A 25,006-nucleotide genomic window follows, 5' to 3' on the forward strand; every position below is an offset into this window, starting at 1 on the left:
AATAATTGTCCTAAAAAAATAGGACAATTACAAAAAAAGCTAGGATTAAAATCCTAGCTTATCGTAAACTATTTCTTCCATTTCATGTTTTTTACTTCTCATCATTAAGTTAGCTACAACTTCATTTGCATTTTTATTTTCATATAAAACAGAATATATTGCATTAGTAATAGGCATATCGATATTCATTTTTTTAGCAACTTCATGAGCAACTTCAGTAGCTGTTATTCCTTCAACTACCATTTTAACTTCTTCTAAAGTTTCTTCTAAACTCTTACCTTGACCTATTAATATACCTGCTCTTCTATTTCTACTATGCATACTTGTGCAAGTAACTATTAAGTCTCCTATACCTGAAAGACCTGAGAAAGTACTTTTATCTGCACCTAGAGCTATACCAAGTCTTGCGATTTCTCTTATTCCTCTAGTCATAAGTGCAGCTTTAGTATTATCTCCATAACCTAATCCATCACATATACCTGCTCCAAAAGCAATTATATTTTTCAAAGCTCCACCTAACTCTACTCCAACTACATCTGGATTAGTATATACTCTAAGCTTTGGACTCATAAATATATCTTGTACTTCTTGAGCTATTTCTAAGTTTTCTGATGCAACTACTAATGTTGTCGGTATATCTTTAGCAACCTCCTCTGCATGAGATGGTCCTGATAGTGCTACATATGGATTTTCTGGTAACTCATCTTTGCAGACCTCAGATAGTCTAAGACCTGTTCCTTTTTCTAATCCTTTTGCTACATCAACTAATACTTGTTCTTTGCTTACAAATGGTTTTATTTGCTTACAAACACTTCTTATAGCTTGTGATGGTACAGCGAGTACTATTAGTTTACTATCTACTACTGCATCTTCTATATTTGTAGTTAAAGTTATATTATTTGGAAATAATACACCCGGTAAATAATTTATATTTTCTTTTGTCGTATTTATTTTATCAGCTTGTTCTTGGTTTAAAGTCCACATTGTTATGCTATAGCCTTTTTTAGCAAGACTTAGTGCCAATGCACTTCCCCAACTTCCAGCTCCTAATACACATATTTTTTTCATAACACACCACCTAGGATATACTTATTTTTTTTCACCTATTTTTCTTTCAGTACCTTTAATTAGTCTTTTTATGTTTTCTCTATGAGTATATATAGCAGATACTGTTAAAAATAAAGTAACAAATATTCCTTTTTTATTATTATTTACTATCATAAACAAAGGAGATGATGCTATACCTACTATTGATCCTAATGATACATACTTTGTTCCTATTACTATGATTAAGAATATTCCAAAACAAGTTAATGCTATAACCGGATTCATTGCTATCATAGCACCTAGTGATGTAGCTACACCTTTTCCACCCTTAAATCTTAAGAATGCTGGCCAGTTATGGCCTGCTACAACTGCTACAACCGCTACATATGCTGCTATAGTTTCATCTATACCTGTAAGTTTAGCGATTCCTCTAGCTATTAATACTGCTACTAATCCTTTTAATAGATCTCCTGCAAAAGTCATAGCTCCTGCTTTTTTTCCAAGTGTTCTTAGTACATTTGTAGATCCTGGATTTCCAGAACCTTGTGTTCTTATATCAACATTAAACATTTTTCTAGCAATTATAGTCGATGTTGATATATTACCTAAAAGATAAGCAATTATAATTATAATAATATAGCTAATCATATTGACCCCCTAGCAAAATTATTATCCTCTGTTCTTTTCTCTGTATTCGAATCTAACAGAAGTTCCTTCAAATCCAAAGTTTTCTCTTATCTTATTTTCAAGATATCTTTGGTATGAGAAGTGAGTAAGTTGCTTGTCATTTATAAATAATGTAATTTTAGGTGGTTTAACATCAGTCTGAGAAGCATAGTAAATCTTTAATCTCTTACCTTTATCTGATGGTGGCTGATTTAACATTACTGCTTCACCTATAACGTCATTTAAAGCTGATGTTGATATTCTCTTAGCATGCTCACTTGCTACATATTCTACTGTTTCTAATATTTTGTTCATCCTTTGATTAGTCTTAGCAGAAACAAATAATACTGGAGCATACATCATGAATGGGAATTTTTCTTTTATTTCCTTAGTATAGTTTCCTAATGTTTTATTATCTTTTTCTATTAAGTCCCATTTATTAACTACAAATATACAAGCTTTACCTTCATCATGAGCTATACCTGCAACCTTTGTATCTTGTTCTGTTATACCTTCTTGTGCGTCTATTACTATTAAAACTACATCTGCTCTTTCAACAGCACTCATAGATCTTATTACACTATATTTTTCTACAGTTTCATATACCTTGCTTTTTCTTCTAATACCTGCTGTATCTATAAGTAAAAATTGTTGTCCATCCTTTTCAAAATATGTATCTACTGCATCTCTAGTAGTACCTGCAATTGGACTTACTATAACTCTATCTTCTCCTAATATTTTATTAAGTATTGAACTTTTACCTGCATTTGGTTTACCAGTTATAGCTACTCTTATTATATCTTCGCTATACTCAGTATTTAATCCTTTAGGGAAATTCTCAACAACTTCATCTAATAAATCACCAAGTCCCATTCCATTTGCACTTGATATTGCATGTAAATTTCCAAGTCCTAGTTCATAGAAGTCGTATACATTATCAAATTGCTTTTGACTGTCTATTTTATTAACAACTAGTATTACTGGTTTATTAGTCTTTCTAAGCATTGTTGCTACTTCTTTATCTGCAGCTGTTATTCCTGACTTTCCATCTACAACAAAAAGTATAACGTGAGCCATATCCATTGCAAGCATAGCTTGGTTTCTCATTTGAGATAATATAACATCTCCATTATCAGGCTCTATACCTCCTGTATCTATTAATGTAAAGTAAGTTCCTAGCCACTCTACTTCTGTGAATATTCTATCTCTAGTCACTCCTGGAGTATCTTCAACTATAGATATTCTTTTTCCTGCTAATTTATTAAACAGTGTAGATTTCCCAACATTTGGTCTACCAACAACTGCAACTATCGGTCTATTATCCATTCTACTATCCTTTCTTATTTTAAAATTTTATCTACAAAGTCTTTCCCTGTGTTCTCACATGGAATTACTTCAATATCCATTCTTTTTTGTATTTCTTCTAAAGTTATGTTATCAAGGAATATTTCTTCGTCTGCTTTTAACATAGCTCTAGGTATATATAGTGTTTCTCCTAAGTCTATACCTTTTAACTGATCCATTATGTCAGTTGCTGTTATAAGACCTGAAACTGTTATTGTATCTCCAAAGAAGTTATTTATTATTTTATAAACATTTATTTCTACATTTTCAAACTTCTTCATTATTAGGTCTGCCATATCTTTTATAAATTCATATGCAGAATGTCCTGTTGCTATAGATACTTTTTTAGTTCTAGTTATTTTTTCTTTAGGCACAGATTTTAAATAATCTTGAATTTCTCTTTCTAATTTACTTATCATACCTACGCCATTTTCAAATTGAATAAACCCTTCGTATTCATCATATTTTAATAACTCTCTATTTGCAATTATATAAAATTCATCTGATAAAAAAGCAAACCTTGTTCCTAGTTTTTCCATATACATCTTTTGTAATTCATGTATTTGATCAATAGTATCCCCTGCAGTTTTTTCATTAAATATTTCTAAGTTTGGAAGATGATCCCTATGCTTAGTTATGCCTACCGGAACTATTGCTGCACTATTTACATATGGATATAAATTTGATAAATCCGATATAGTTCTTGTTAATTCTTCTTTATCATTATAACCTGGACATAAAACTATTTGACAGTTCATTTGTATTCCAGCTTCTGCAAGTCTTTGCATTATTCCATATAATTTTCCTGCAAATTTATTCTTTATCATAGTACGCCTTAACTCTGGGTTAGTAGTATGCACAGAAATATTTATAGGACTTATTCTATACTTAATTATATTATTTATATCTTCTTCACTCATATTAGTAAGAGTTACAAAGTTACCTTGTAAGAAAGAAAGTCTTGAATCATCATCTTTAAAATAAAGAGTTTCTCTCATACCTTTTGGAAGTTGATCTATAAAACAAAATACGCATTTATTTCTACAGCTTTTTGCTTGGTCTATAATTGGGTTTGTAAATTCAATCCCTAGATCATCATCATAATCTTTTTCTATTTCATATATATATCTTTGACCATTTATTTTCTGAATCTCTAACTCTATGTATTCATCACTCATTAAAAATTTATATTCTATTATATCATGTATTTCTTGTTCATTTATACTTATAAGTAAATCACCAACTTCAATACCTATTTCATCAGCTATACTGCCTTTGTATATCTTACTTATAACATTGTTACTTTTTTTTACATTTACTTCCATTTAGTAATCACCACTTTTCTTCATAAATACATCATTTTATAATACCATATGTTAATTTAAATAGTCAATAAAATACAAATTTCGTCACATAGACTATGTATATTTATTACTATTCATCCAAAAAAGGTACCGAAAGGTACCTTTAAAAATTAATGCTTAACTATTATTAATGTTCCTTCTGATATTTGATGAACCATTCCAGATACACATTTTGACATTAGTAAAGCTTTATTTTGCAAGTCATCATTGTCATTTGCATAAAATATAGGGCATCCTCCTACTGGATTCATATTTTTATCAGTTGTTATCACTGCTAAAGTAAATTCATTTAAGCCTACATTATTTCCCACTTTTATGCACTTCCTTTCTTATCAGTTTTATAATTCTTTAGTTTTAAATATTTGCCTTTTGATGTTGAAAGAATGGGACATGATTTTACAGCCTCTATTATTTTCTGTTCATCTTTTTCCATTGGTATATACGCAATCATTATACTTTCATTATTTGGATTTCTCCTTGGTAATGGAACAAATGCTGGCTCATTATTTTCTCTGTATATTCCAAGTCTTGAATAAAGATTGTAAACTATAGCTTGTCTTTGTCCTAAGTCATATATAATAGCTGCATTAGTATAACTATTGTCTTTTGGTTTTATTTCTATACCTATCCCTTTAGATAAAAATCTCTCTCTATCCTTTTTTAAACCTACGTTAGTTATACCTTTTAAGTCTCCAACTTTCATTATTGATTCGTCTACAAATTCAATTTTAACTATAGATACATCTGCTACATCTTCTATACTTTTTCTTCTTGATATCCTTCTTAATATAAATGCTAAAATTAAACCTATTAAACTACTTATAAGTAATGCTATATTATGACTTAATCTTACTTCAGATATAATAAGGTAATACAAACCTATTGTTATAAATGAAGTAATTATACACATATAATTTCTAACTTCATAGGTTCTTGCAATCTCTTCTATAAAAGAATTACCCCTTTTAACTAGCTGTGAATCTTCTAAATTTTGAAGTGTATTTCTTCTATTTTCTCTTACCTGTCTAAACTGTTCCGCAGCTAGAGATAAAAATGTTATAGAGGTATAAGAACGTTCTATTAAAGCAGGAACTAATAATGCCCCTAAAGAAGATGCTACAAATGCTAATACTATTTGAGATAATAAAACATTTGGTTGGGATGGGTATTGTTTTTGATCTAAATTAAGCATTATCAATCTTGTAACTACTCCAATAATAACTGCTACAAAAAATACTTTATCCATTTAATCACCCCTTATTTAAAAAGCATAGGCTTCTTTTTATAAGCACTTTGCTTACCTTTAGCAGTTTCTATAATCGGTGTACTTTCAATAACCTGCTTTAGTACATCCATATCTTGAAGTATTGGTATAAATGGTATAACAACAGTCATTTTTTCCATATTAGCTCTTGATATCGCTAGAATATCTACTTCATCAATATCTTTATCTATTCCCATATTGATATAAATATTATGAAGTATTGCTTGTCTTTGTCCTAAATCATTAATTATTCCAAAGTCACTTACTGTCTTAGGAATAATTTCAATGGCCATTCCTTTTTTTATATATCTATCTCTTGTACTTTTTAAACCAATATCAATTATATGTACATTATTTACAAATAGTTGTGACCCTTCAAAGTGTAATTCAGCAGGAACCACATCTGCTATATCTCCTACACTATTTCTTCTCAAAACTAGTCTAAATATAAAAGCTACTATCATACCTGCTATAACAGCTGCTATTGTACATATAAAAGTACCCACTCCATATCTTCTAGCTATAATTATGTATGCTGAAGATGCTGCTAAAGCTGAAAATAAACTTATATAACTTCTAGTTTCATATGTCGATGCAATTTCTTCTACATATGAACCACCTTTTTGAACCATTTCATCATCATCTAAATTTTCTAATGTTATTCTCTCCTGCTGTGCTAATCCTTGAAATTGCTGAATACCAACTGCAAAGAAAGTTAGCGCTGAAAATTCTTTATCAATAAGTGCTGGTAGTGCTATAGCTCCAAGAGATGCAGATAGCCCCGCAATTATGATTTGCTCTATATAATCAAGAGGTCTTGTTGGATATTGCTTATTAGTTATTCTTAACACAAAACCTCTACATAAAGTCCCTATGATCAAAGCAACTAAAAATGCACGTCTAAATAGTTCATCATTTATTAAACTTTCTTTCATTATTATTCCTCCTATCTCTTATATTTAAATAAAATTTCCATAAGATTAGTTTGTACAAAAACAAAAAAAAATTTCCTATTATTCTAGGAAATTTTTTTAGGAATAGTAACTGTAAATTCACTACCTTTATTTAATTCACTTTTAACCTCGATTTTACCATTTAAAGATTTAACAATGTGCTTTGTTATAGCTAGCCCTAAACCTGTACCACCTACATCTCTACTTCTAGCCTTATCAACTCTGTAAAATCTTTCAAATATTCTTTGAATATCTTCTTTAGGTATTCCAATTCCATTATCTATTACTTGTAATATTATATCTTTACCATTAGATCCAACAATTACCTTTACTTGCCCATGTTCAGGAGTATACTTAATTGCATTTTCAGTTAAATTTAAGAAAATCTGCTTTATATAATCTCTATTAGAAATTACATATAAAGATTGATCTAAAAATTCATGACTAAAATCTATATCTTTATTTTTAGCAATATAACTTAACATATCTTTTACTTCATTAAATGTATCATATAGATTTATTTTTTCTAAAACTCTACTTTCAGTATTTTCTATAGCAGATAATAGTAAAATATCATCTATTAATCTCTTTAGTCTATCAGATTCACTTTCTATTATAGCTAAAAATCTATTTCTAGTTTGAGTGTCTAGATTTTCATTTAATCTTAAAGTTTCAACAAATCCACTTATAGATGTAAGTGGAGTTTTAAGTTCATGTGTTACATTTGCTACGAAATCACTTCTCATGTTTTCTAGCTTTACTTTTTCAGTAATATTTTCAATATTTATGATTGAACCAATTATAACATTGACTGTATTTTGAAGATAAACTGGGTCTACTTTTATAGTATAAACTGTTCCATCTTCCATTGTAAGTCTAGATTTCTCATTAGTATTAGATCCTCTAAATTTAGATATTTCTTTTAGTATCTTTTCTTCTTTTATAGCAGTTGCTATGTTTTGACCTTCTATAGTTTGATCTAAATTAGCTTGTATTATTTTTTTAGCTTCATCATTTATTAAAAGTATATTTCCATTTATATCTATAGCTAGAATACCATGGGATATACTTTTTAGAATAGATTTTAATTGAAGATGTTTATATTCCACAGCTTCGATGTTATCCCCCATTTTCTCAATCATATAGTTAAAATTATTAGTAAGCTCTCCTAGTTGACCTTTTGCCGATATATTAAGTCTTGTATGAAATTCTTTATTACTTACTTTTTTAGAAACAATTCTAAACTGCTCTATGTATCTTTTTATAGTTATAGTATATCTAAGTGATAATATTGTGATTGTAACTGAAATTAAAGTAATAAAAAAGTATATATTTTCTAAGTTATCCATAATTTCATCTCCATGAATATAAAATTTTAATCAATTTTATACCCAACACCTCTTATAGTTTCTATGTATTTTTCATTATCATCTTCTATTTTCTTTCTTAGATATCTAATGTGTACATCTACGGTTCTTGTTTCACCATAGTATTCATATCCCCAAATCTTATCTAAAAGATAATTTCTTGAAAGAACCTTCCCTTTATTTTGAAGTAATAATCTCAACAATTCAAATTCTTTAAGTGTAAGATCAATTTTATTATTATCCTTACACACTTCATGCTTAGATAAGTCTACTCTAATATTTTTATGAACTAATACATCATCTTCTACCTTAGAATTAACATTATATCGTCTTAAAACAGATGCTATTCTTGCCAATAATTCTTTTATACCAAAAGGTTTTGTTATATAGTCATCAGCACCGACTTCTAGCCCTTCTACTTTATCCCCTTCCATATTTTTTGCAGTTAACATAATAACTGGAATATTTTTTAAATCTTTGTCTGATCGTATTTTTTTTAGAACATCTATTCCACTTATATTTGGAAGCATCCAGTCTAGAAGTATTAAATCAGGTTTAATTTCCTTCGCTTTTATAAATCCATCAAACCCATCATAAGAGCAATGAACCTCATAGTTTGCAGTTTCTAAATTGAATTTTAGTAGTTCTACTATATGTATCTCATCGTCTATAACAAGAATTTTAGTATTCATAAGAATTATTCTCCTCTCTATTTTACCTGTAGCATAAGTCCTATCCTCTTATTTGTCTTCTCATGAACTCTATAAGAATGGAACTTGTCTGAGTTACAACTAGTACATATATTTAGATTTATTATATTCTTAACCTTTACTCCACAAGTTTTCAAAATATATTCATTAATACTCCATAAATCTAAATAATATTTCTCTTCCTTTATTATATAAAAAGTTTCTTCCATGTTTGTAAGAATTGTGTTAAATTTTTCTACTAAATCTTTTGAAACTTCATAACAACAAGGTCCAATAGAAGGACCTATAACACAAATCAAATCATCAGGATTTGTATTATATTCCTTCTTCATAAGATCTATTGTATTTTTAACAATCTTAGAGTAAGTACCTCTCCAGCCTGCATGAACTGCTCCTATAGCCTTATTTTTCTTATCTATAATAGCTATAGGAACACAATCCGCTGTAAATACAAGAAGGGGAACTTCTCTTAAATTAGTTATAAGAGCATCTCCTTCTTTTTTACATCCTATATTTTCTTCATTTACAATGTTTACAATATCAGAATGAATTTGAATATTACTTGTTAAGTTATCTAAGTTAAAGTCATCCTTATTAAATGTATTTATTAAATCCTCTTTACTTTTAGAATCTATATTTTTTGTAGTTATTGCTAATTTAACAAAATCTAATTCATCTTCTATTTTTTTTATACTTATGTAATTCTCCATATTTAGTCTCCCTTTTCTATTAGAATATTCTTTAGTTCATTAACAAAAGTATTTATATCTTTAAATTGTCTATAAACAGAAGCAAACCTAACATATGCTACCTCATCTACATCTTTTAACTTTTCCATAACTATTTCACCTATGTATTTAGTATCTACTTCTGATGAGAAATTTTTATTAACTTCATTTTCAATATAATCTACTATTTCATCTATTTGTTCTATTGATACAGGTCTTTTTTCACAAGCCTTTAATATACCATGTTTGATTTTATCTCTATTAAAATATTCTCTAACGTTATCTTTTTTTACAACCATTACTGGAGTAGTTTCTATTTTTTCATAAGTAGTGAATCTAGATTTACAAGATTCACACTCTCTTCTTCTTCTAATTGATTTACTGTCTGTATGTCTTGAATCCACTACTTTTGATTCTTTATAGTTACAATAAGGACACTGCATGCCATTCCTCCTAAGTTTTCTTTTGTATAATTTTTTTTATAATTTTTCTATATTAAATTCATCTAAATTAATATCTGAGCCTAAATTTACTATTATTGTATCACAACCTACCTTTAGTATATCACTGAAGAATACAATTTCTTCTTCAGATCCTCTAGAAAAAAAGCCTCTACTATCACCTAAAATAGTAAACGATATCACTTTACCTTCATTAATGTCTAAATCAATATCAGTTATGAATCCCATTTTCTTACCATTCTTAATATTTATTACTTCTTTTTCCATTATATCAGATACTCTCATCATATTATAATCTCCCTCCTTTAAAAAATAAATATGTACTTGGCCAAAAAAAAAGAACTAATTTAAATTTCTCATAAAAAATAAAGTTCATAAAAAAAAGAGCATGACCAATGCCTTAATTCACTTAATATGTACCTTCTTTATAATGATATGTGAATTTGCATTTATACATGCTCTTTAAAGTTAAATTTTATATATACTTTCTCATATTTTTAAGTGCATTTTTTTCTATTCTTGATACCTGTGCTTGAGATATTCCAATCTCATCAGCTACTTCGATTTGTGTTCTCCCTTTATAAAACCTTAAATCTAATACTAATTTTTCTCTACTATTTAATTTTTTAATCGCTTCTTTTAAAGCAATCTCTTGTAGCCAATTTTCATCGGTATCTTTTTTATCTTGAACTTGATCCATAACAAATATAGCATCTCCATTATCCTGATATACTGGATCAAATAAAGATATTGGATCTTGTATTGCGTCTAATGCCATTACTACTGATTCAACTTCTAATCCTAATTCTTTTGCTATTTCTGATACTGTAGGTTCTTTTGCATTACTTCTTACTAATCTTTCTCTTACTTGTAAAGCCTTATATGCAATATCTTTTAATGACCTACTAACTCTAATTGGATTATTGTCCCTTAGATATCTTCTTATTTCTCCTATAATCATAGGGACTGCATAAGTTGAAAATCTTACATTTTGACTTAAGTCAAAGTTGTCAATAGCTTTTATAAGTCCTATACATCCTATTTGAAATAAATCGTCTATATTTTCCCCTCTGTTATTAAACTTCTGTATTACACTTAAAACTAATCTCAAGTTTCCTCTTACAAATTGCTGTCTAGCTTCTTCATCACCATCTTTTATTTTTAAAAGAAGCTCAGTCATTTGATTATTCTTAAGAACCGGAAGCTCAGATGTATTAACACCACAGATTTCAACTTTATTAATTTGCATAAGTTTCAGTCCTCTCTTAAAAGTTTGTATATATGAAATTATTTACACATCAATTATTTTTATACTTTTAAGAAGGAATTATTTGCTTTATACAAATTTTTTCATTTCCTTTTTTAGCCTTGAAATTATTTTTTTCTCTAGCCTAGAAATATAAGATTGAGATATGCCAAGCATTCCAGCCACTTCTTTTTGTGTTCGTTCATTACCTTTATTAGTTAGTCCAAATCTTAATTCCATAATTTGCTTTTCCCTATCGGACAATCTATCAAGTGCCATTATTAATAAATCCTTATCAATTTCCTCTTCGATAATTTTATAAATCTCATCATTTTCTGTTCCTAATACATCTGAAAGAAGCAACTCATTTCCATCTAAATCTATATTAAGCGGTTCATCAAATGATACTTCTGCTTTCTTTTTATTATTTTTTCTCAGATACATTAATATTTCATTTTCAATACATCTTGATGCGTAGGTTGCTAATTTTATATTTTTATTTAACTTAAATGTATTTACAGCCTTTATTAGACCAATTGTACCAATAGAAATTAAATCCTCTACATCTATACCTGTGTTTTCAAACTTTCTAGATATATATACAACTAATCTTAAATTTCTTTCAATTAGTGTAGTTTTAACACTTTCATCATTTTCTAGCCTTTTTAGTAAGTCATTCTCTTCTTCTGGTTTTAATGGTGGTGGAAGTATATTCACTCCACCCATGTAATAAATACTGTCTGATTTTATAATTCCTAATTTTACCCCTATCTTTAAAGTCAGCATTCTACATTTAGCTATAAACTTGCTTAATATTGACTTCATGTTACTCTCCCCCTTTAATGTTCCCATATTTATTTTAGTTAAGATAAGATGCTTGGATTTAATATTGCACTATATTCTTCATCCTTAAAATCTGATACTCCTATAATTATATTCCTAATCTTCTTTTCATCTATTTCTAAGTAGTCTGCCTTAAATCCTAAGATCATATTTGCTTGATTACTACCTGCATGTCTATAAGGAATCAATCTAACTCTAGCCGATAACTCATCATCTAAGTCATTAATTATCTCATCAACATTTATTACACTTATATCCTTATAATCATGGTTAAGTTCTAAATTTGGTAATAAGGATGTTAATATACTAGACTTAATTATAACTACATCATTTTTACTAATAGGATCTTTTAAAAAATTACCACTATCTAATAATGCCTCACAATTACAGTTATTATTTAATAAGCTTATTGTGATTGTCTTAGTGAAATCTTTTAAGTGTTTGATAGTTTTTATATCTCTGTATATATATTGAAGAAGCTTACAACTAAAATATGAGCATGCAATTAAAAATGATATTTTCAAATGACTAATACCAGTAAAATAAATTATAAAGTATGTACTTCCAGAAATAAAAATATTAACTAAGTAAAACATTATAAGTATCCTTATATACTCTTTTTTACTATTAAATTTAAATGATACTAAAGTTATTATTATTATGAATATTATTTTTGATGGAATAGTAAATAAGACTTCTAAGTTTGGAAATATGTATGCTACAGAATATATTGCACCTAAAACTGCACCAAGTAGCTTTTGCACTCTAGTATTAAAATTTTTTGTAAGAATAGAAGTACAACTTATAATAATATAATTTATTAGTAGGTTCTCTATAATATAAGAATCTATATACATTGCCTACTCCCCCTCTTCATGAACCTTTAGTTCATTATACTCTAATTCTTACATAATTTTATGTCATTTTTTATAGTCGAAGCTTATGCATAAAATTTCTAAATTCACTTATAAAAACACTACATTTCCCTTTATTTTTAACTAATAAATATATCCTCAGTATTTATTAGTAGAATTAACTTGTAGAATAACTAGTATATAGGTAAAAAATCAGTATAAATTACTTATTATTTTTATATAAATTTATTCTATTTAATTTTTTATATAAATATATAATTATGTTTATACTTTTATAGATTTTAAGTTATAACTTCATCAAAGTAACAATTTGACTTTTGTTTATAAAATAAAAAAAAGATAGCTTATATTAGAAAGTGAAATATAACCATATATTCACTAACATAATATTTAACTATCTTTTTATATTTAAAATTATATCTATTATCTTCTTCTTCTTAAAAAAGTTGGTATTATCATTTCATCATCTTCTTCAACTCTTTTAGGCTCTTCTTTAGTAACAGCAGTCTCTTTAACTGGTTCTGCTACAACTTCTTGTTTACTAACTTCAGGTTCAACTGGCTTAGTTGTAAACTTGCTTATAGTGTCATTTATTCTCATCTCTTGAGGTTGATTATGTTCAAACCCTGTTGCTATAACAGTTATACTTATTTCATCTCCTAAGTCTTCTCTTATAGATGCTCCAAATATAATGTTTGCTTCTGGATCACATGATTCTTGAACTAATGTAGAGGCCTCATTTATTTCAAATAGACCTAAATTAGATCCACCTGTTATATTAAGTAGTACTCCCTTAGCTCCTTTTATTGAAGTTTCAAGTAATGGTGATTGTATAGCTTCTCTAGCAGCTTCTACAGCTCTATTTTCACCTACAGCTCTACCCATACCCATATGAGCTAAACCTTGTTCCTTCATTATTGAAGTAACATCAGCGAAGTCTAAGTTTATAAGACCTGGTACTGCTATAAGATCTGATATAGATTGTATACCTTGTTTTAATACATTATCAGCTATAGAGAATGCTTCTAACATAGATGTATTCTTTTGTACTAATTGTAATAACTTATCATTAGGTATAGTTATTAAAGTGTCAACATTTGCTTTTAAATCTTCTATACCTCTTTCAGCATTCTTCATTCTTATTTTACCTTCAAATACGAAAGGTTTAGTAACAACTCCTACTGTAAGTATACCCATTTCCTTAGCTAATTGAGCAACTAATGGAGCTGCTCCTGTACCTGTTCCTCCACCCATTCCGGCAGTAACAAATACCATATCCGCACCTTCTAGTAACTTTATTATTTCATCCTTACTTTCCTCAGCTGCTTTTTTCCCAATTTCAGGGTTTGCACCTGCTCCAAGCCCTCTAGTAAGCTTATCTCCTATTTGAACTTTATACTCAGCTTTAGATGTGTATAAAGCTTGCTTATCAGTATTAATCGCTATAAACTCAACACCTTTAAGTTGTGCTTCTACCATTCGGTTAACAGCGTTATTTCCACCGCCACCTACACCTATTACCTTTATCTGCGCAAAATTATCTGATTCTACGTCAAAGTTTAGCATTTATAAACCTCCTTGTTTTACGATTCAAAGTAAATCTATGTAATGATTATACCATTTAATCTACATAATTTGTTAATATTTAACTAACTTATTCCACAAAAATACTTATTTTCCTCTTTTTTTATTACTTAACCTTAAAATGATATGTCTTCTAATTCTAGATAAATTGTCGAACAATCTCGAACCAAAAACTAATATGGCTGCGTAATAAATTGGTATCCCTAATCTATCACCTATGTATGTTAAGAATATAGCTAACAACGAGTTTCCAATGAATCCTGTAATAAATATTAAATTATCATATTTTCCATCAAATGTCGACTTTACTGCACCAAAAATTGAATCTAATGCAGCAAGTATTGCTACTGACATATAAATAGAGTAATCCATTGGGTAAGTAAAGGGAATATAATAACCAATGACTACGCCTAGTGCTAGTCCTCCTAGTATCCACAACATAAATATTCACCTTCTTTATTTTACTTTGAAATACTGCAATTTTTCAAGCTTTTTATGTCTTTATTTAGCTTTTTCATAAAAATTCACCTTTATTTTTTCATTTGCTTCTACATTTATATAAATTCCATATCCATCTCTTAATAAATTTGCATATGACTCTGGAGAATTTATACTAGCCATTAATGAATCTATATTTCCTATTGCTTTTATTATGAAAGGTTGCCCATAGGTATTCTTATTAACTGTTATTGTAGCTCCTGAACACTTTATTTCACTTGTAGGTAAGACTCTTTCTCCATTTATGGATATTGCTTTTGAGCCAGCCTTTTTTAAATCATTCAAGATTCTTAGAATATCTATATCATGAACTAATAAATCATTAGGATTTTCACCACTAGCTAATTCCCTTTCACTATCTTTTATAGTTATAGTTACACCACTACCTTCAATATCGTCATATCCACTTACTTTTTTTAAATACTCCAACTCATCTTTCATAAGATCTTCTAGTGACTTATTCTCATCTTCTAAAACTTCTTCATATGATTTTAAATTTTCACTATAATTTTTTTTTCTTTCTTTTAATTTAGATATTTCTATCTTAATATCATTAATTTCTTCTTCAAGATTTCTCTTTTCTTCTAGAGTAATATATACATTATTTGGATTCATAGATTTTACATAAATAGTTATAGATAATCCTATTATAAATGCCGCTAACATTAATAGAGCTCGTTTAATTTTTTGTTTATTAATCTTCATCTTTTTCATTTATATCTACACCATCTAAGTATTCTCTTTCATTAGAAGCCTTTATAGTTATATTATCGCTTTTTTCTACAGTAACTTTAGCATTATAGTATTTTTCTATTTCCCAGACAATACCATATTTTATTTGAAGTGCTGATGCTAATGTATCTGCATTACCAATAGCTTTTATTACAAAAGGCTCTTTTATAATAGAGTCATTTAAATATAGCTTGTCTTCTTTTAAATGTATATATGAGTTGTAAACTATCCTATGACCATTTAAAGATACTGCATTTGCTTGGGCAGAGTTTAACTTATTTATAAGAGAAAGTAACAAATCAAAATTATAACTTATTCCATCTAAAGATGCATTACTTATATTTCCACTTTCCGTAACAGATTTTATCGTTACTACTACTCCTTGCCCCTTCACATCTGTGTATCCTGCTAACTCTTCATATTTCTTTATTTCAGAACTTATATTTCCTTCTAAAGATCCATCTTTAGCATTTTTATAACTATCTATATCATCTTGTATTCTTTTTATTTCTTCTTTTAAGTCTTCCTCTTCTTTTTTTAATGATTTTAATTCTTGAGTCAGTTGTTCTCCTTTTTTTAAGGTCGTCATTCCATTATTTTCTTGATTTATGCTTTTTAGCTGTAAACTTATAAAAATCCCTAGTATAATTGTAACTACTACTAGACTTTTATAAGATATTTTCTTATGCAAATTAATCACTCCTCATTTGCTGCTTATCAACTTGGTTTATATACGGCATAGTTACTATATGTTAGATCTACTATTCCATCATTAATTTTTTTACTTTGTAGATCTACTAATATTTTGCTAGCCCTAGCTATATTATATTCTAATTCTTTATCATCTACTATTAAAAATTTTGTCCCATACTTAGTTATTATATTTATTTCATCCTCATTTGTATACTCAATTTGTTTCACTTCTTTTTCTAAATACTCAGATTTTATAATATTTAATACTTTTAGCATACCGTCTTTTTCTTTTTGATTTTTAAAGGTAATAGAATTATTACTTAGTGTATAATCTACACTACATATTATTTTATCATTATTTTCTTCTAAATTATTAATTTTTTCAATTAAATTTCCACTACTATCTATATAGCAATATTCATTTCCATTAAATAATACAGCTACAATATCTATTTCTTTAACAGTTATTACTATTTTATTAGGAAGTTTTATTTTTACTTGAGCATCTTCTATATAAGGATTATTTACTATTTCTTTTCTTACCTTTTTTAAGTTATAAGTAAATATATTTTTGTTTGTTACTAATTTTTCTAAATCAATGATTTGGTCATCCTTTAAAGTTGTATTACCTATAATTTCGACTTTAGTTAGATTAAAAATATTGCTTTTTACTAACGATATCGCACCTAAAGATACCATGAGTATAAAAGTTAAAACTATTATTAATTTATCTTTCCTTCTTTTTCTTTTTCTTTTTCTCTTTTTCAAACTCCCACCTCCTAATATATATTAAAATACAACCTTGTTATTATATTTCCCTACATAGGAGGCTATACTTTTAAAAGCAATTTAAATCTTATTTTTACAATATACTTGATTACACCCGTTAAATTTACTTATTATTTTAATATATAATAAAAGGCTCTATTTTGAGCCTTTAAATTCTTCTAATATCCGCGCCTAAACTACGAAGCACTTCTTCTAAATTTTCATATCCTCTTTCTATATGATATATATCAGAAATCTCAGTTTCGCCCTCAGCTGCAAGTGCAGCTAACACAAGACTTGCTCCTCCTCTTAAATCCGTTGACTTTACTTTTCCTCCGCACAAAGATTCTACACCTGTTACCATACAAATCTTATCTGTTAATAACTTTATATCTGCTCCCATTTTTATAAGCTCTTTACAATGCATAAATCTATTTTCAAAAATAGTTTCAAAAAATATAGTTATACCATCAGATAAGGTCATTAAAGACATTAATTGTGATTGCATATCAGTTGGAAAACCTGGATGTGGAGAAGTTTTTAGAAAATCTATAGTTTTAATTTTCTTAGGTGGTATTAGTGTAAGTCCACTTTCTGTATAGTTAATGTTACACCCTGCATTTGTTAATACATTACTTATAGGTTCCATATGTGCTCTTATAGCCTTTTCAACCTCAAGTCGTCCGCCTGTCATAGCACTAGCTACCATATAAGTTCCTATAGCTATTCTATCCGGTATTACACTATATTCAACTTTATCTAGCTTATCTACCCCTTCAATTTCTATATAATCTGTTCCCGCACCTTTAATTTTTGCACCCATTGCATTCAAAAAATTCTGCAAATCTTCTATCTCTGGTTCTTTAGCGGCATTATATATCTTAGTTATACCTCTTGCCTTAACAGCTGCCAACATCGCATTCTCAGTTGCACCTACACTTGTTCTTTCAAATCTAATTTCATTTCCTTCAAGGTATTGTCTACAGCAACTAATTACACCATCATGTTCTTCAATTTTCACATTAAGGCATTCTAATGCTTTTAAATGTAAATCTATCGGCCTTGCTCCTATAGCGCACCCTCCTGGATGACTTATTTCAATACACTCTAATCGACCTATCATAGCTCCCATAATAATTATAGATGATCTCATTTTTCTTACATACTCTTCATCTATCTTATTAAAATTGACATTAGAACTATCTATGATTAAAGTATCTTCGCTATAGCTAACCTTACATCCTATACTTTCTAATATTCTAATCATAACAAAAACATCTGATATACAAGGTACATTGTGAATTATACTAATACTCTCATTAAGTATAGTAGCTGCCATTATTGGTAATATAGCATTTTTGGCACCTCTAATTCTTAAAGTTCCTTCTATTTTGTTACATCCATTTATTATATACTTAGACAAAATTACCCCCCCTAGAAGTAGATTTAAATCAAAATGCTCTATATTTAAATCTATGTACTAGAGGGGGTATATGTTACTTTTTCTTAATTCCGATTACTTTTGGTTGATTTTCTGATTTCATTTCATCAGATTTATTTTCATCGCTTTTTTCTTCAACAGCCTTTGCTTCTGCTTTTTTAGATTTATTTTCTTTTTTGCTAACCTTTGATTTGTTATTAGCTTCATAGATTTTCATTATTTCATCATATATCAAATCTATAGCTTCTGGTTTTCCTATTTCTTTACTCGCATTTGCCATATCTATTAAAAGTTCTCTATCTCCTAATAATTTAAATACTGCTTCATTTAATCTTTCTGGAGTCAAGTTTTTTTCTAATATAGCAATACCAGCACCTCTTGATTCTATACTCTTTGCATTATATTCTTGGTGATTTTCTGCAGTATAAGCCTTTGGTATTATTATAGATGGCTTACCTAAAGCTGTAATTTCAGCTAAAGAAATTGCCCCTGCACTACCAATTACTAAATCACTTGCTGCTAATGCATTTGCCATATCTTCTAAGTAAGGAACTACTTGTTGATAAGGTTTTAAGTTTAGATGATCTAAAGTTTTAGAAAAATCTTCATAGTAATACTTTCCAGTAGCAAATATAAATGCTATATCTTCTTTTACCATATTTTCTATTACTACTTTCATAGCTTCATTTATTTCTTCTGATCCCCCACTACCACCATAGCAAAGAACCATCTTTTTATCTTCACTTATTCCAAGATTTTTTCTTGCAATATTTTTTCTTGCTACTAATATTTCTTTTCTAACTGGATTTCCTGTTAAAACTAACTTCTCCCTGCTTCCTTCTGGGAATCTTACATGAGAATCTTCAAAGCTAGTTAAAACTCTTGTTACAACCTTTGATAGTATTTTATTAGTTACTCCTGGAAAAGAGTTTTGTTCATGAACTACTGTTGGAACTTTACTCATAGCCGCATTAAATAATACTGGACCACTTACATATCCACCAGTACCTATTACTACATCTGGCTTAAACTTTTTAACAACCTTTCTTGACTCTTCTAATCCTTTGAATAGTTTAAATACTCTTTTTACATTATCAAAGTCTATTTTTCTTTTAAATCCTTGTACTGTAACTGTTTTTAACTCGTATCCATACTTAGGAACTATTTCTGATTCTATTCCTTTTTCTGTACCTACAAACATTATCTCAGCGTCTGGATGTTGCTCTTTTATTCTATTTGCAATGGCGATTGCTGGGTATACATGACCTCCAGTACCTCCGCCTGATAATAAAATTCTCATTGAATCATCTCCTGTTAGTTAATTTTGACATGCTTTGAGATGTTTAACACTATACCTACAGCTCCCATTAGTATGGTCAGCGAGGTTCCTCCCATACTTATAAACGGTAAAGCAACTCCTGTTGCTGGCATAGATGAAGTAGCTACCGCTATGTTTAAAGCTGCTTGTATTCCAATTTGCGCACCTATACCTGTAACTACCATACAAGAAAATACATCAGAACATTTTAATGCTATTCTAATACATCTATATACTAATATGACAAATAGCATCATAACTACTATGCATCCTATTAGTCCTAATTCTTCTCCTATTATAGCAAATATAAAGTCATTTTGTGGTTCTGGTATGTAAAAATACTTTTGTTTACTTTTTCCAAGTCCTAAGCCAAATAATCCACCTGAACCTATAGCATATAAACTTTGAATTACTTGATACCCTGATCCTAATGGGTCTTGAAATGGATCTAAGAAAGACAATACTCTTTTTAGTCTATATGGCGCTGAAAGAACTAACACAGCAAATAGTCCCGCTCCTATACCTATCATGGTAGCAACAAATCTCATACTCATACCTGCTACAAATAACATTACAAAAATAACTAATATTATAGTACCAGCTGTAGACATATTAGGCTGAAGTATTATAAGTGCAAAGAAAATACCTGGAACTAAAAGAAGTGGTAAAACACCTTTCATCAAAGATTTTATATTTTCATATCTTTTTTCAATTAATTTAGCTGTTATTAGTATACATGCAAATTTTGCAATTTCTGCTGGTTGTATAGTCGCTCCACCAACTCCTAACCATCTTTTTGCACCATTTGCTTCTATTCCTAGTGGTGTTAACACTAAAACTAATAAAACTATTGCTATTATACCAATTTTGGTAGCATTTTTCTTCCAAAATGTATATTCTATTCTAGATGTTATCATCATTCCTATAAAACCTAAAATAGCATAAATTACATTTCTTTTTAAAAAATAAAAGGCATCGTGGTGTTTAAATGCAGCTTGTATGTAACTTGCACTAAACACCATTACTATGCCTATAAATACTAATGTCATAGTAGTATAAAATACTACTGGATCAAATTCAGTCTTCATTCCTTTTTTGATTTGTCTTTTCAAACCTTTTTCTTTAGGCTTCAAACCTTCTTTAGGCATATGAGACTTACCTCCCTTTGCATTCGTTATAGCAGTATAGAGGTTATATTAAATTGTTTACATTATCCTTGAAGTCTTTTCCTCTTACTTCAAAATTACTATACATATCCCAACTTGCACATGCAGGCGAAAGTAAAACTACATCACCTTTCTTGGCAATTTTATATGAAGTTTCTACGGCTTCTTTCATATTATTTACTATGTATATTTTGTCAAAGCCTTTTTCTTTTGCAGCTTCTTCTATTATAGGTGCTGTTTCACCTAATAATACTAAGGCTACTACATTTTCCTTTGCAATTTCAAGAAGTTCATCAAAACTACTTCCTTTATCCTTACCTCCAGCAATTAATATTATATCTTTATTATAAGACTTAACTGCCTTTATAGTAGAGTCTGGATTAGTTCCTTTTGAGTCATTTACAAACATTATGTCATTTAACTCTCTTACAAATTCTTGTCTGTGTTCAACTGCTTTAAATGTTTTTAATACATCTTTTATTATCTCTAGGTCAATATTACTTACATAAGTTATACCTATAGCTGCCATGCAGTTTTCTAAATTATGATCTCCAGGTAAACTTAGTTCACTTGCATTTAATAGAACTATTTTTTCATTTATATCTATAATTATATTATTATTTTCATCTAGATATATTCCTTTATTTAATTTTTCTTTTCTTGAAAAGAATATAACTTTAGAGTTACAATTTTTTGCTAAATCTCTTACTTGCAAATCATCATAATTTAAAATTGTAAAATCATCTTCTTTTTGATTTTCAAAAACTCTAGCTTTCGCAGCAATATAATTTTCCATAGTATGATGTCTATTCATATGATCTTCAGTTACATTTAAAAATGCACTTACTTTTGGTCTAAATTCATCTATACTTTCTAACTGGAAACTACTTAATTCTGTTACTAATATAGATTCTTTAGTTGTAGTATCAACTGTATCTATAACGGGATTTCCGATATTCCCAACAATATAAGTATCTTTATTAGCCTTTTTGAAAATTTCTCCAACTATACTAGTAGTAGTAGTTTTACCATTTGTACCTGTAATCCCTATAAAAATAGGATTATTCTTAGATAATCTATATGCTAATTCTACTTCACCTATTATTTTGATGTTATTTTTCTTTAATTTACATATAAAAGGCAGGTCTAAAGGTACCCCTGGAGATACCACTGCCATATCAATATCATCTACATTTTCCGGATGATATCCTAATATATATTCTACATTTTTTATATCTTTTAATTCATTTAATATATCTTCTAATTGTGACTTATTTTTTATATCGTTCACAATAGTCTTCGCATCTAGTTTATCTAAATACTTTATTGTAGATACTCCAGTTTTTGCAAGACCAACTAGTAAAACTTTTTTATTTTTAAGTTCCACCTTTCTTCCCTCCAATTTAGAATACAGCTATTATTCCTATCCAAGCTAAAACTACCGTCACTATCCAGAAAGTAAATACTACCTTAGTTTCTGGCCATCCACATTGCTCAAAGTGGTGATGTATTGGAGCCATTTTAAATATTCTTTTCTTAGTTAACTTATAGTAAGTTACTTGAAGCATAACTGATATTGCTTCTGCAAAATATATCCCTCCAACTAATACAAATAAAAGCATAGAGTTTGTTAATACTGCAAAAGCCGTTACAGCACCTCCTAAGGCCATTGAACCTGTGTCCCCCATAAATATCTTAGCTGGGTAAGCATTAAATCCTAAAAATCCTATACATGCACCTACAGTCGCTGATGCAAGTACTGCAACCTCCATATTTGATATAGATGTTGCGAATAACATAAAGAACCCTGCAACTATTAAAGTTACTCCTGATGCTAAACCATCTAAACCATCTGTTAAGTTAACTGCATTTACTATACCAACTATCATAAATGTCATTAGCGGTATATATAATGGTCCTAGGTTTATAACAGTCTCAGTAAATGGTATTATAAGTTGTGTTGCACTTGGTGATGAGCTGTATTGATAATAAGAAACATATAAAGCTAAAGCTACTTGCATAACTATTTTTTGCCATGGCTTTAAACCTAATGATCTTCTCATCTTTATGATTATAAAGTCATCTACAAATCCTACAAATCCGAATCCAACTATGCATATAAGCCCTACAATCATGTCTGAGCTTATATTACTTCTTGTTAATCCTGTAATAAGTATTGCTATTATTATAAGTACTCCACCCATTGTAGGTGTACCATTTTTTTGTAAATGCGTTTGTGGTCCATCATCTCTAACTGTTTGACCGAATTTAAATTTAGTTAACATCGGTATAAATATCGGTCCTAGTATAATTACTATTAGAAATGAAATCATTGCTGTATACGTAAGTTCTGTTATTCCTAACATAATATAAACTCCTCTCCCTGCTGGCTTTTCTTTAAGTTATTTACCTATTTAAATATTCTACTATCTTTTCTAATTTCATACCTCTAGATGCTTTTACTAATACAACATCATTTTTTTGTATTAATTCATCTAATTTTTTTATTGCCTCTTCTTTAGTTGCAAAATGATATATGTTTTCTAAGTTAAATCCTAAAATTTTGGCTTCGTCTCCTATAAACTTTGAATCATCTCCTATTGTTATTAGTAAATCTGTGTTTCCTACTGCAGATTTACCAACTAATCTATGCCCATACTCTGCATGTTCACCCATTTCAAACATATCACCTAAGATAGCTACCTTTCTTTCATTGTATCTACCTAATATTTTTAATGCCGCATTCATTGAATCTGGGCTTGCATTGTAAGTGTCATTTATTATAGTTATTTCATTTCCTTTAACTATATCTAATCTCATTTTTGTCGCTTTATAATTTTTTAAACCTTCTTTTATATTTTCTAAAGGAATTTCTAAAGTCATTCCCACAAGTATTGCTGCCATAGCATTATATATATTATGCTCTCCTACTGTCGGTATGAAAACTTCTTCTTTTTTATCATCTATTACACATGTGAAAGTTATGTTATCCTCTACCATTGTAAATTCTTCACAATATATATCATTATCTTTATCAAATCCAAATGTTTTAAGGGTATAGATATGTTCTTTATTTTTTAAAGTTGATAAAAACTTATCATCTCCATTGACTATTAAAGTGCATGATGAATCAAAGTTTGTAGTTATCTCCATTTTAGCTTTTAAGATTCCTTCTTGTGAACCTAATCGTTCTATATGAGAAAGACCTATGTTTGATATTACACCAATCTTAGGATTAACTATATTAGCTAAATATTCTATTTCATTAAATCCTGACATGCCCATTTCTATTACTGCACATTCATGTAATTTATTTAATTCAAATAATGTAAGAGGTACCCCTAATTGATTGTTAAGATTACCTTCATTTTTTAATGAATTAAATTTAGATGAAACTGCTGCATATACCATATCCCTAGTAGTAGTTTTTCCTACACTACCAGTTATACCTATAAAAGGTATTTCAAATTTTTCTTTATAATATCTTGCTATATCTCCTAAAGCAATTTCCGTATCTTTAACTTCTATAACATTAACATCTGAATGATTGAATTCAATATTAGATTTTTCATTTTTTATAAAAGTTTTGCAGCCTTTTTCATATGCACTTTGCATAAAATTATGACCATCTAAATTTTCTCCTATTATGGCTACAAAAACATTCTTTTCATTTGCTTTTCTACTATCTATTACAATATCATCTATAATATAATTTTCATTTCCTAAAACTAATTTTCCTTGAGTCGCAATTACTAACTCGTTGACTGTTAGACTTTCCATACCACTCCTCCTTATTTTTTCTATACGCTTTATTATTTTACAACTCATCTTAATAAAAGGCAATGTATATGTATACATTGCCCCAAAATAAATTTTAACTTTATAATTATATAACAAATTATGACTTTTTTGAAGTTATTTATAATTATCTTTGATTA

At 28.6% G+C, this 25,006-nt stretch carries 26 protein-coding genes; all 26 read right to left on the bottom strand.

What is annotated here, in order from left to right:
• Positions 1-45: 45 nt before the first annotated feature.
• A complete protein-coding gene (locus HF520_RS09960; RefSeq protein WP_168573882.1) occupies positions 46-1,068 on the bottom strand; it encodes an NAD(P)H-dependent glycerol-3-phosphate dehydrogenase in 1,023 nt (340 codons plus the stop codon).
• A 21-nt stretch (positions 1,069-1,089) separates the two neighbouring features.
• Entirely contained in the window at positions 1,090-1,695 is a 606-nt protein-coding gene (plsY, locus tag HF520_RS09965; protein WP_168573883.1) for a glycerol-3-phosphate 1-O-acyltransferase PlsY, read from the bottom strand.
• Between the two features lie 21 nt (positions 1,696-1,716).
• Positions 1,717-3,039: a ribosome biogenesis GTPase Der gene (der, locus tag HF520_RS09970; protein WP_168573884.1), complete on the bottom strand. Its 1,323-nt coding sequence runs from the start codon at positions 3,037-3,039 to the stop codon at positions 1,717-1,719.
• Positions 3,040-3,053: 14 nt separating this feature from the next.
• On the bottom strand, positions 3,054-4,382 hold the full coding sequence (locus HF520_RS09975) for a DUF512 domain-containing protein (protein ID WP_168573885.1): 1,329 nt from the start codon (positions 4,380-4,382) through the stop codon (positions 3,054-3,056).
• Between the two features lie 149 nt (positions 4,383-4,531).
• Positions 4,532-4,732: a capping complex subunit for YIEGIA gene (locus HF520_RS09980; RefSeq protein WP_168573886.1), complete on the bottom strand. Its 201-nt coding sequence runs from the start codon at positions 4,730-4,732 to the stop codon at positions 4,532-4,534.
• A 2-nt stretch (positions 4,733-4,734) separates the two neighbouring features.
• A complete protein-coding gene (locus HF520_RS09985) occupies positions 4,735-5,667 on the bottom strand; it encodes a YIEGIA family protein (protein ID WP_168573887.1) in 933 nt (310 codons plus the stop codon).
• 11 nt (positions 5,668-5,678) lie between these two features.
• The gene (locus tag HF520_RS09990) at positions 5,679-6,620 is read right to left on the bottom strand and encodes a YIEGIA domain-containing protein (RefSeq protein ID WP_168573888.1); all 942 of its coding nucleotides are present in this window, start codon (positions 6,618-6,620) and stop codon (positions 5,679-5,681) included.
• Positions 6,621-6,703: 83 nt separating this feature from the next.
• On the bottom strand, positions 6,704-7,987 hold the full coding sequence (locus tag HF520_RS09995) for a HAMP domain-containing sensor histidine kinase (RefSeq protein ID WP_168573889.1): 1,284 nt from the start codon (positions 7,985-7,987) through the stop codon (positions 6,704-6,706).
• A gap of 26 nt (positions 7,988-8,013) precedes the next feature.
• Positions 8,014-8,697, bottom strand: coding sequence for a winged helix-turn-helix domain-containing protein (locus HF520_RS10000; protein ID WP_168573890.1), 684 nt, complete (start codon positions 8,695-8,697; stop codon positions 8,014-8,016).
• Between the two features lie 17 nt (positions 8,698-8,714).
• A complete protein-coding gene (pgeF, locus tag HF520_RS10005) occupies positions 8,715-9,425 on the bottom strand; it encodes a peptidoglycan editing factor PgeF (protein WP_168573891.1) in 711 nt (236 codons plus the stop codon).
• Positions 9,426-9,427: 2 nt separating this feature from the next.
• Positions 9,428-9,886 carry a transcriptional regulator NrdR gene (nrdR, locus tag HF520_RS10010; protein ID WP_168573892.1) on the bottom strand — a complete coding sequence of 153 codons (459 nt, stop codon included), beginning with the start codon at positions 9,884-9,886 and terminating at the stop codon, positions 9,428-9,430.
• Between the two features lie 36 nt (positions 9,887-9,922).
• On the bottom strand, positions 9,923-10,192 hold the full coding sequence (locus HF520_RS10015) for a YlmC/YmxH family sporulation protein (RefSeq protein WP_168573893.1): 270 nt from the start codon (positions 10,190-10,192) through the stop codon (positions 9,923-9,925).
• A 187-nt stretch (positions 10,193-10,379) separates the two neighbouring features.
• Positions 10,380-11,153 carry an RNA polymerase sporulation sigma factor SigG gene (sigG, locus tag HF520_RS10020; RefSeq protein ID WP_168573894.1) on the bottom strand — a complete coding sequence of 258 codons (774 nt, stop codon included), beginning with the start codon at positions 11,151-11,153 and terminating at the stop codon, positions 10,380-10,382.
• A gap of 87 nt (positions 11,154-11,240) precedes the next feature.
• Complete coding sequence (gene sigE / locus HF520_RS10025; protein WP_168573895.1) at positions 11,241-11,975, bottom strand: RNA polymerase sporulation sigma factor SigE; 735 nt, start codon at positions 11,973-11,975, stop codon at positions 11,241-11,243.
• Positions 11,976-12,013: 38 nt separating this feature from the next.
• Positions 12,014-12,850, bottom strand: a complete 837-nt coding sequence (locus tag HF520_RS10030; protein ID WP_168573896.1) for a sigma-E processing peptidase SpoIIGA — start codon at positions 12,848-12,850, stop codon at positions 12,014-12,016.
• Between the two features lie 441 nt (positions 12,851-13,291).
• Entirely contained in the window at positions 13,292-14,434 is a 1,143-nt protein-coding gene (ftsZ, locus tag HF520_RS10035; RefSeq protein ID WP_168573897.1) for a cell division protein FtsZ, read from the bottom strand.
• 105 nt (positions 14,435-14,539) lie between these two features.
• Complete coding sequence (locus HF520_RS10040) at positions 14,540-14,893, bottom strand: small basic family protein (protein ID WP_168573898.1); 354 nt, start codon at positions 14,891-14,893, stop codon at positions 14,540-14,542.
• Between the two features lie 60 nt (positions 14,894-14,953).
• A complete protein-coding gene (locus HF520_RS10045) occupies positions 14,954-15,664 on the bottom strand; it encodes a DUF881 domain-containing protein (RefSeq protein WP_243155140.1) in 711 nt (236 codons plus the stop codon).
• The gene (locus HF520_RS10050) at positions 15,645-16,373 is read right to left on the bottom strand and encodes a DUF881 domain-containing protein (RefSeq protein WP_243155141.1); all 729 of its coding nucleotides are present in this window, start codon (positions 16,371-16,373) and stop codon (positions 15,645-15,647) included. The genes HF520_RS10045 and HF520_RS10050 overlap by 20 nt, the downstream gene beginning before the upstream one ends.
• Before the next feature lie 26 nt (positions 16,374-16,399).
• A complete protein-coding gene (locus HF520_RS10055) occupies positions 16,400-17,143 on the bottom strand; it encodes a cell division protein FtsQ/DivIB (protein WP_168573899.1) in 744 nt (247 codons plus the stop codon).
• 169 nt (positions 17,144-17,312) lie between these two features.
• Positions 17,313-18,566, bottom strand: coding sequence for a UDP-N-acetylglucosamine 1-carboxyvinyltransferase (gene murA / locus HF520_RS10060; protein ID WP_168573900.1), 1,254 nt, complete (start codon positions 18,564-18,566; stop codon positions 17,313-17,315).
• 73 nt (positions 18,567-18,639) lie between these two features.
• On the bottom strand, positions 18,640-19,884 hold the full coding sequence (murG, locus tag HF520_RS10065) for an undecaprenyldiphospho-muramoylpentapeptide beta-N-acetylglucosaminyltransferase (RefSeq protein WP_168573901.1): 1,245 nt from the start codon (positions 19,882-19,884) through the stop codon (positions 18,640-18,642).
• 14 nt (positions 19,885-19,898) lie between these two features.
• Complete coding sequence (spoVE, locus tag HF520_RS10070) at positions 19,899-21,050, bottom strand: stage V sporulation protein E (protein ID WP_207710994.1); 1,152 nt, start codon at positions 21,048-21,050, stop codon at positions 19,899-19,901.
• A 43-nt stretch (positions 21,051-21,093) separates the two neighbouring features.
• Positions 21,094-22,455: a UDP-N-acetylmuramoyl-L-alanine--D-glutamate ligase gene (gene murD, locus HF520_RS10075; RefSeq protein ID WP_168573902.1), complete on the bottom strand. Its 1,362-nt coding sequence runs from the start codon at positions 22,453-22,455 to the stop codon at positions 21,094-21,096.
• 16 nt (positions 22,456-22,471) lie between these two features.
• Entirely contained in the window at positions 22,472-23,437 is a 966-nt protein-coding gene (gene mraY / locus HF520_RS10080; RefSeq protein ID WP_207711061.1) for a phospho-N-acetylmuramoyl-pentapeptide-transferase, read from the bottom strand.
• Positions 23,438-23,474: 37 nt separating this feature from the next.
• Entirely contained in the window at positions 23,475-24,848 is a 1,374-nt protein-coding gene (locus tag HF520_RS10085) for a UDP-N-acetylmuramoyl-tripeptide--D-alanyl-D-alanine ligase (RefSeq protein ID WP_168573904.1), read from the bottom strand.
• Positions 24,849-25,006 lie beyond the last annotated feature (158 nt).

Source organism: Romboutsia sp. CE17 (assembly GCF_012317385.1).
Lineage (GTDB): Bacteria > Bacillota > Clostridia > Peptostreptococcales > Peptostreptococcaceae > Romboutsia_E.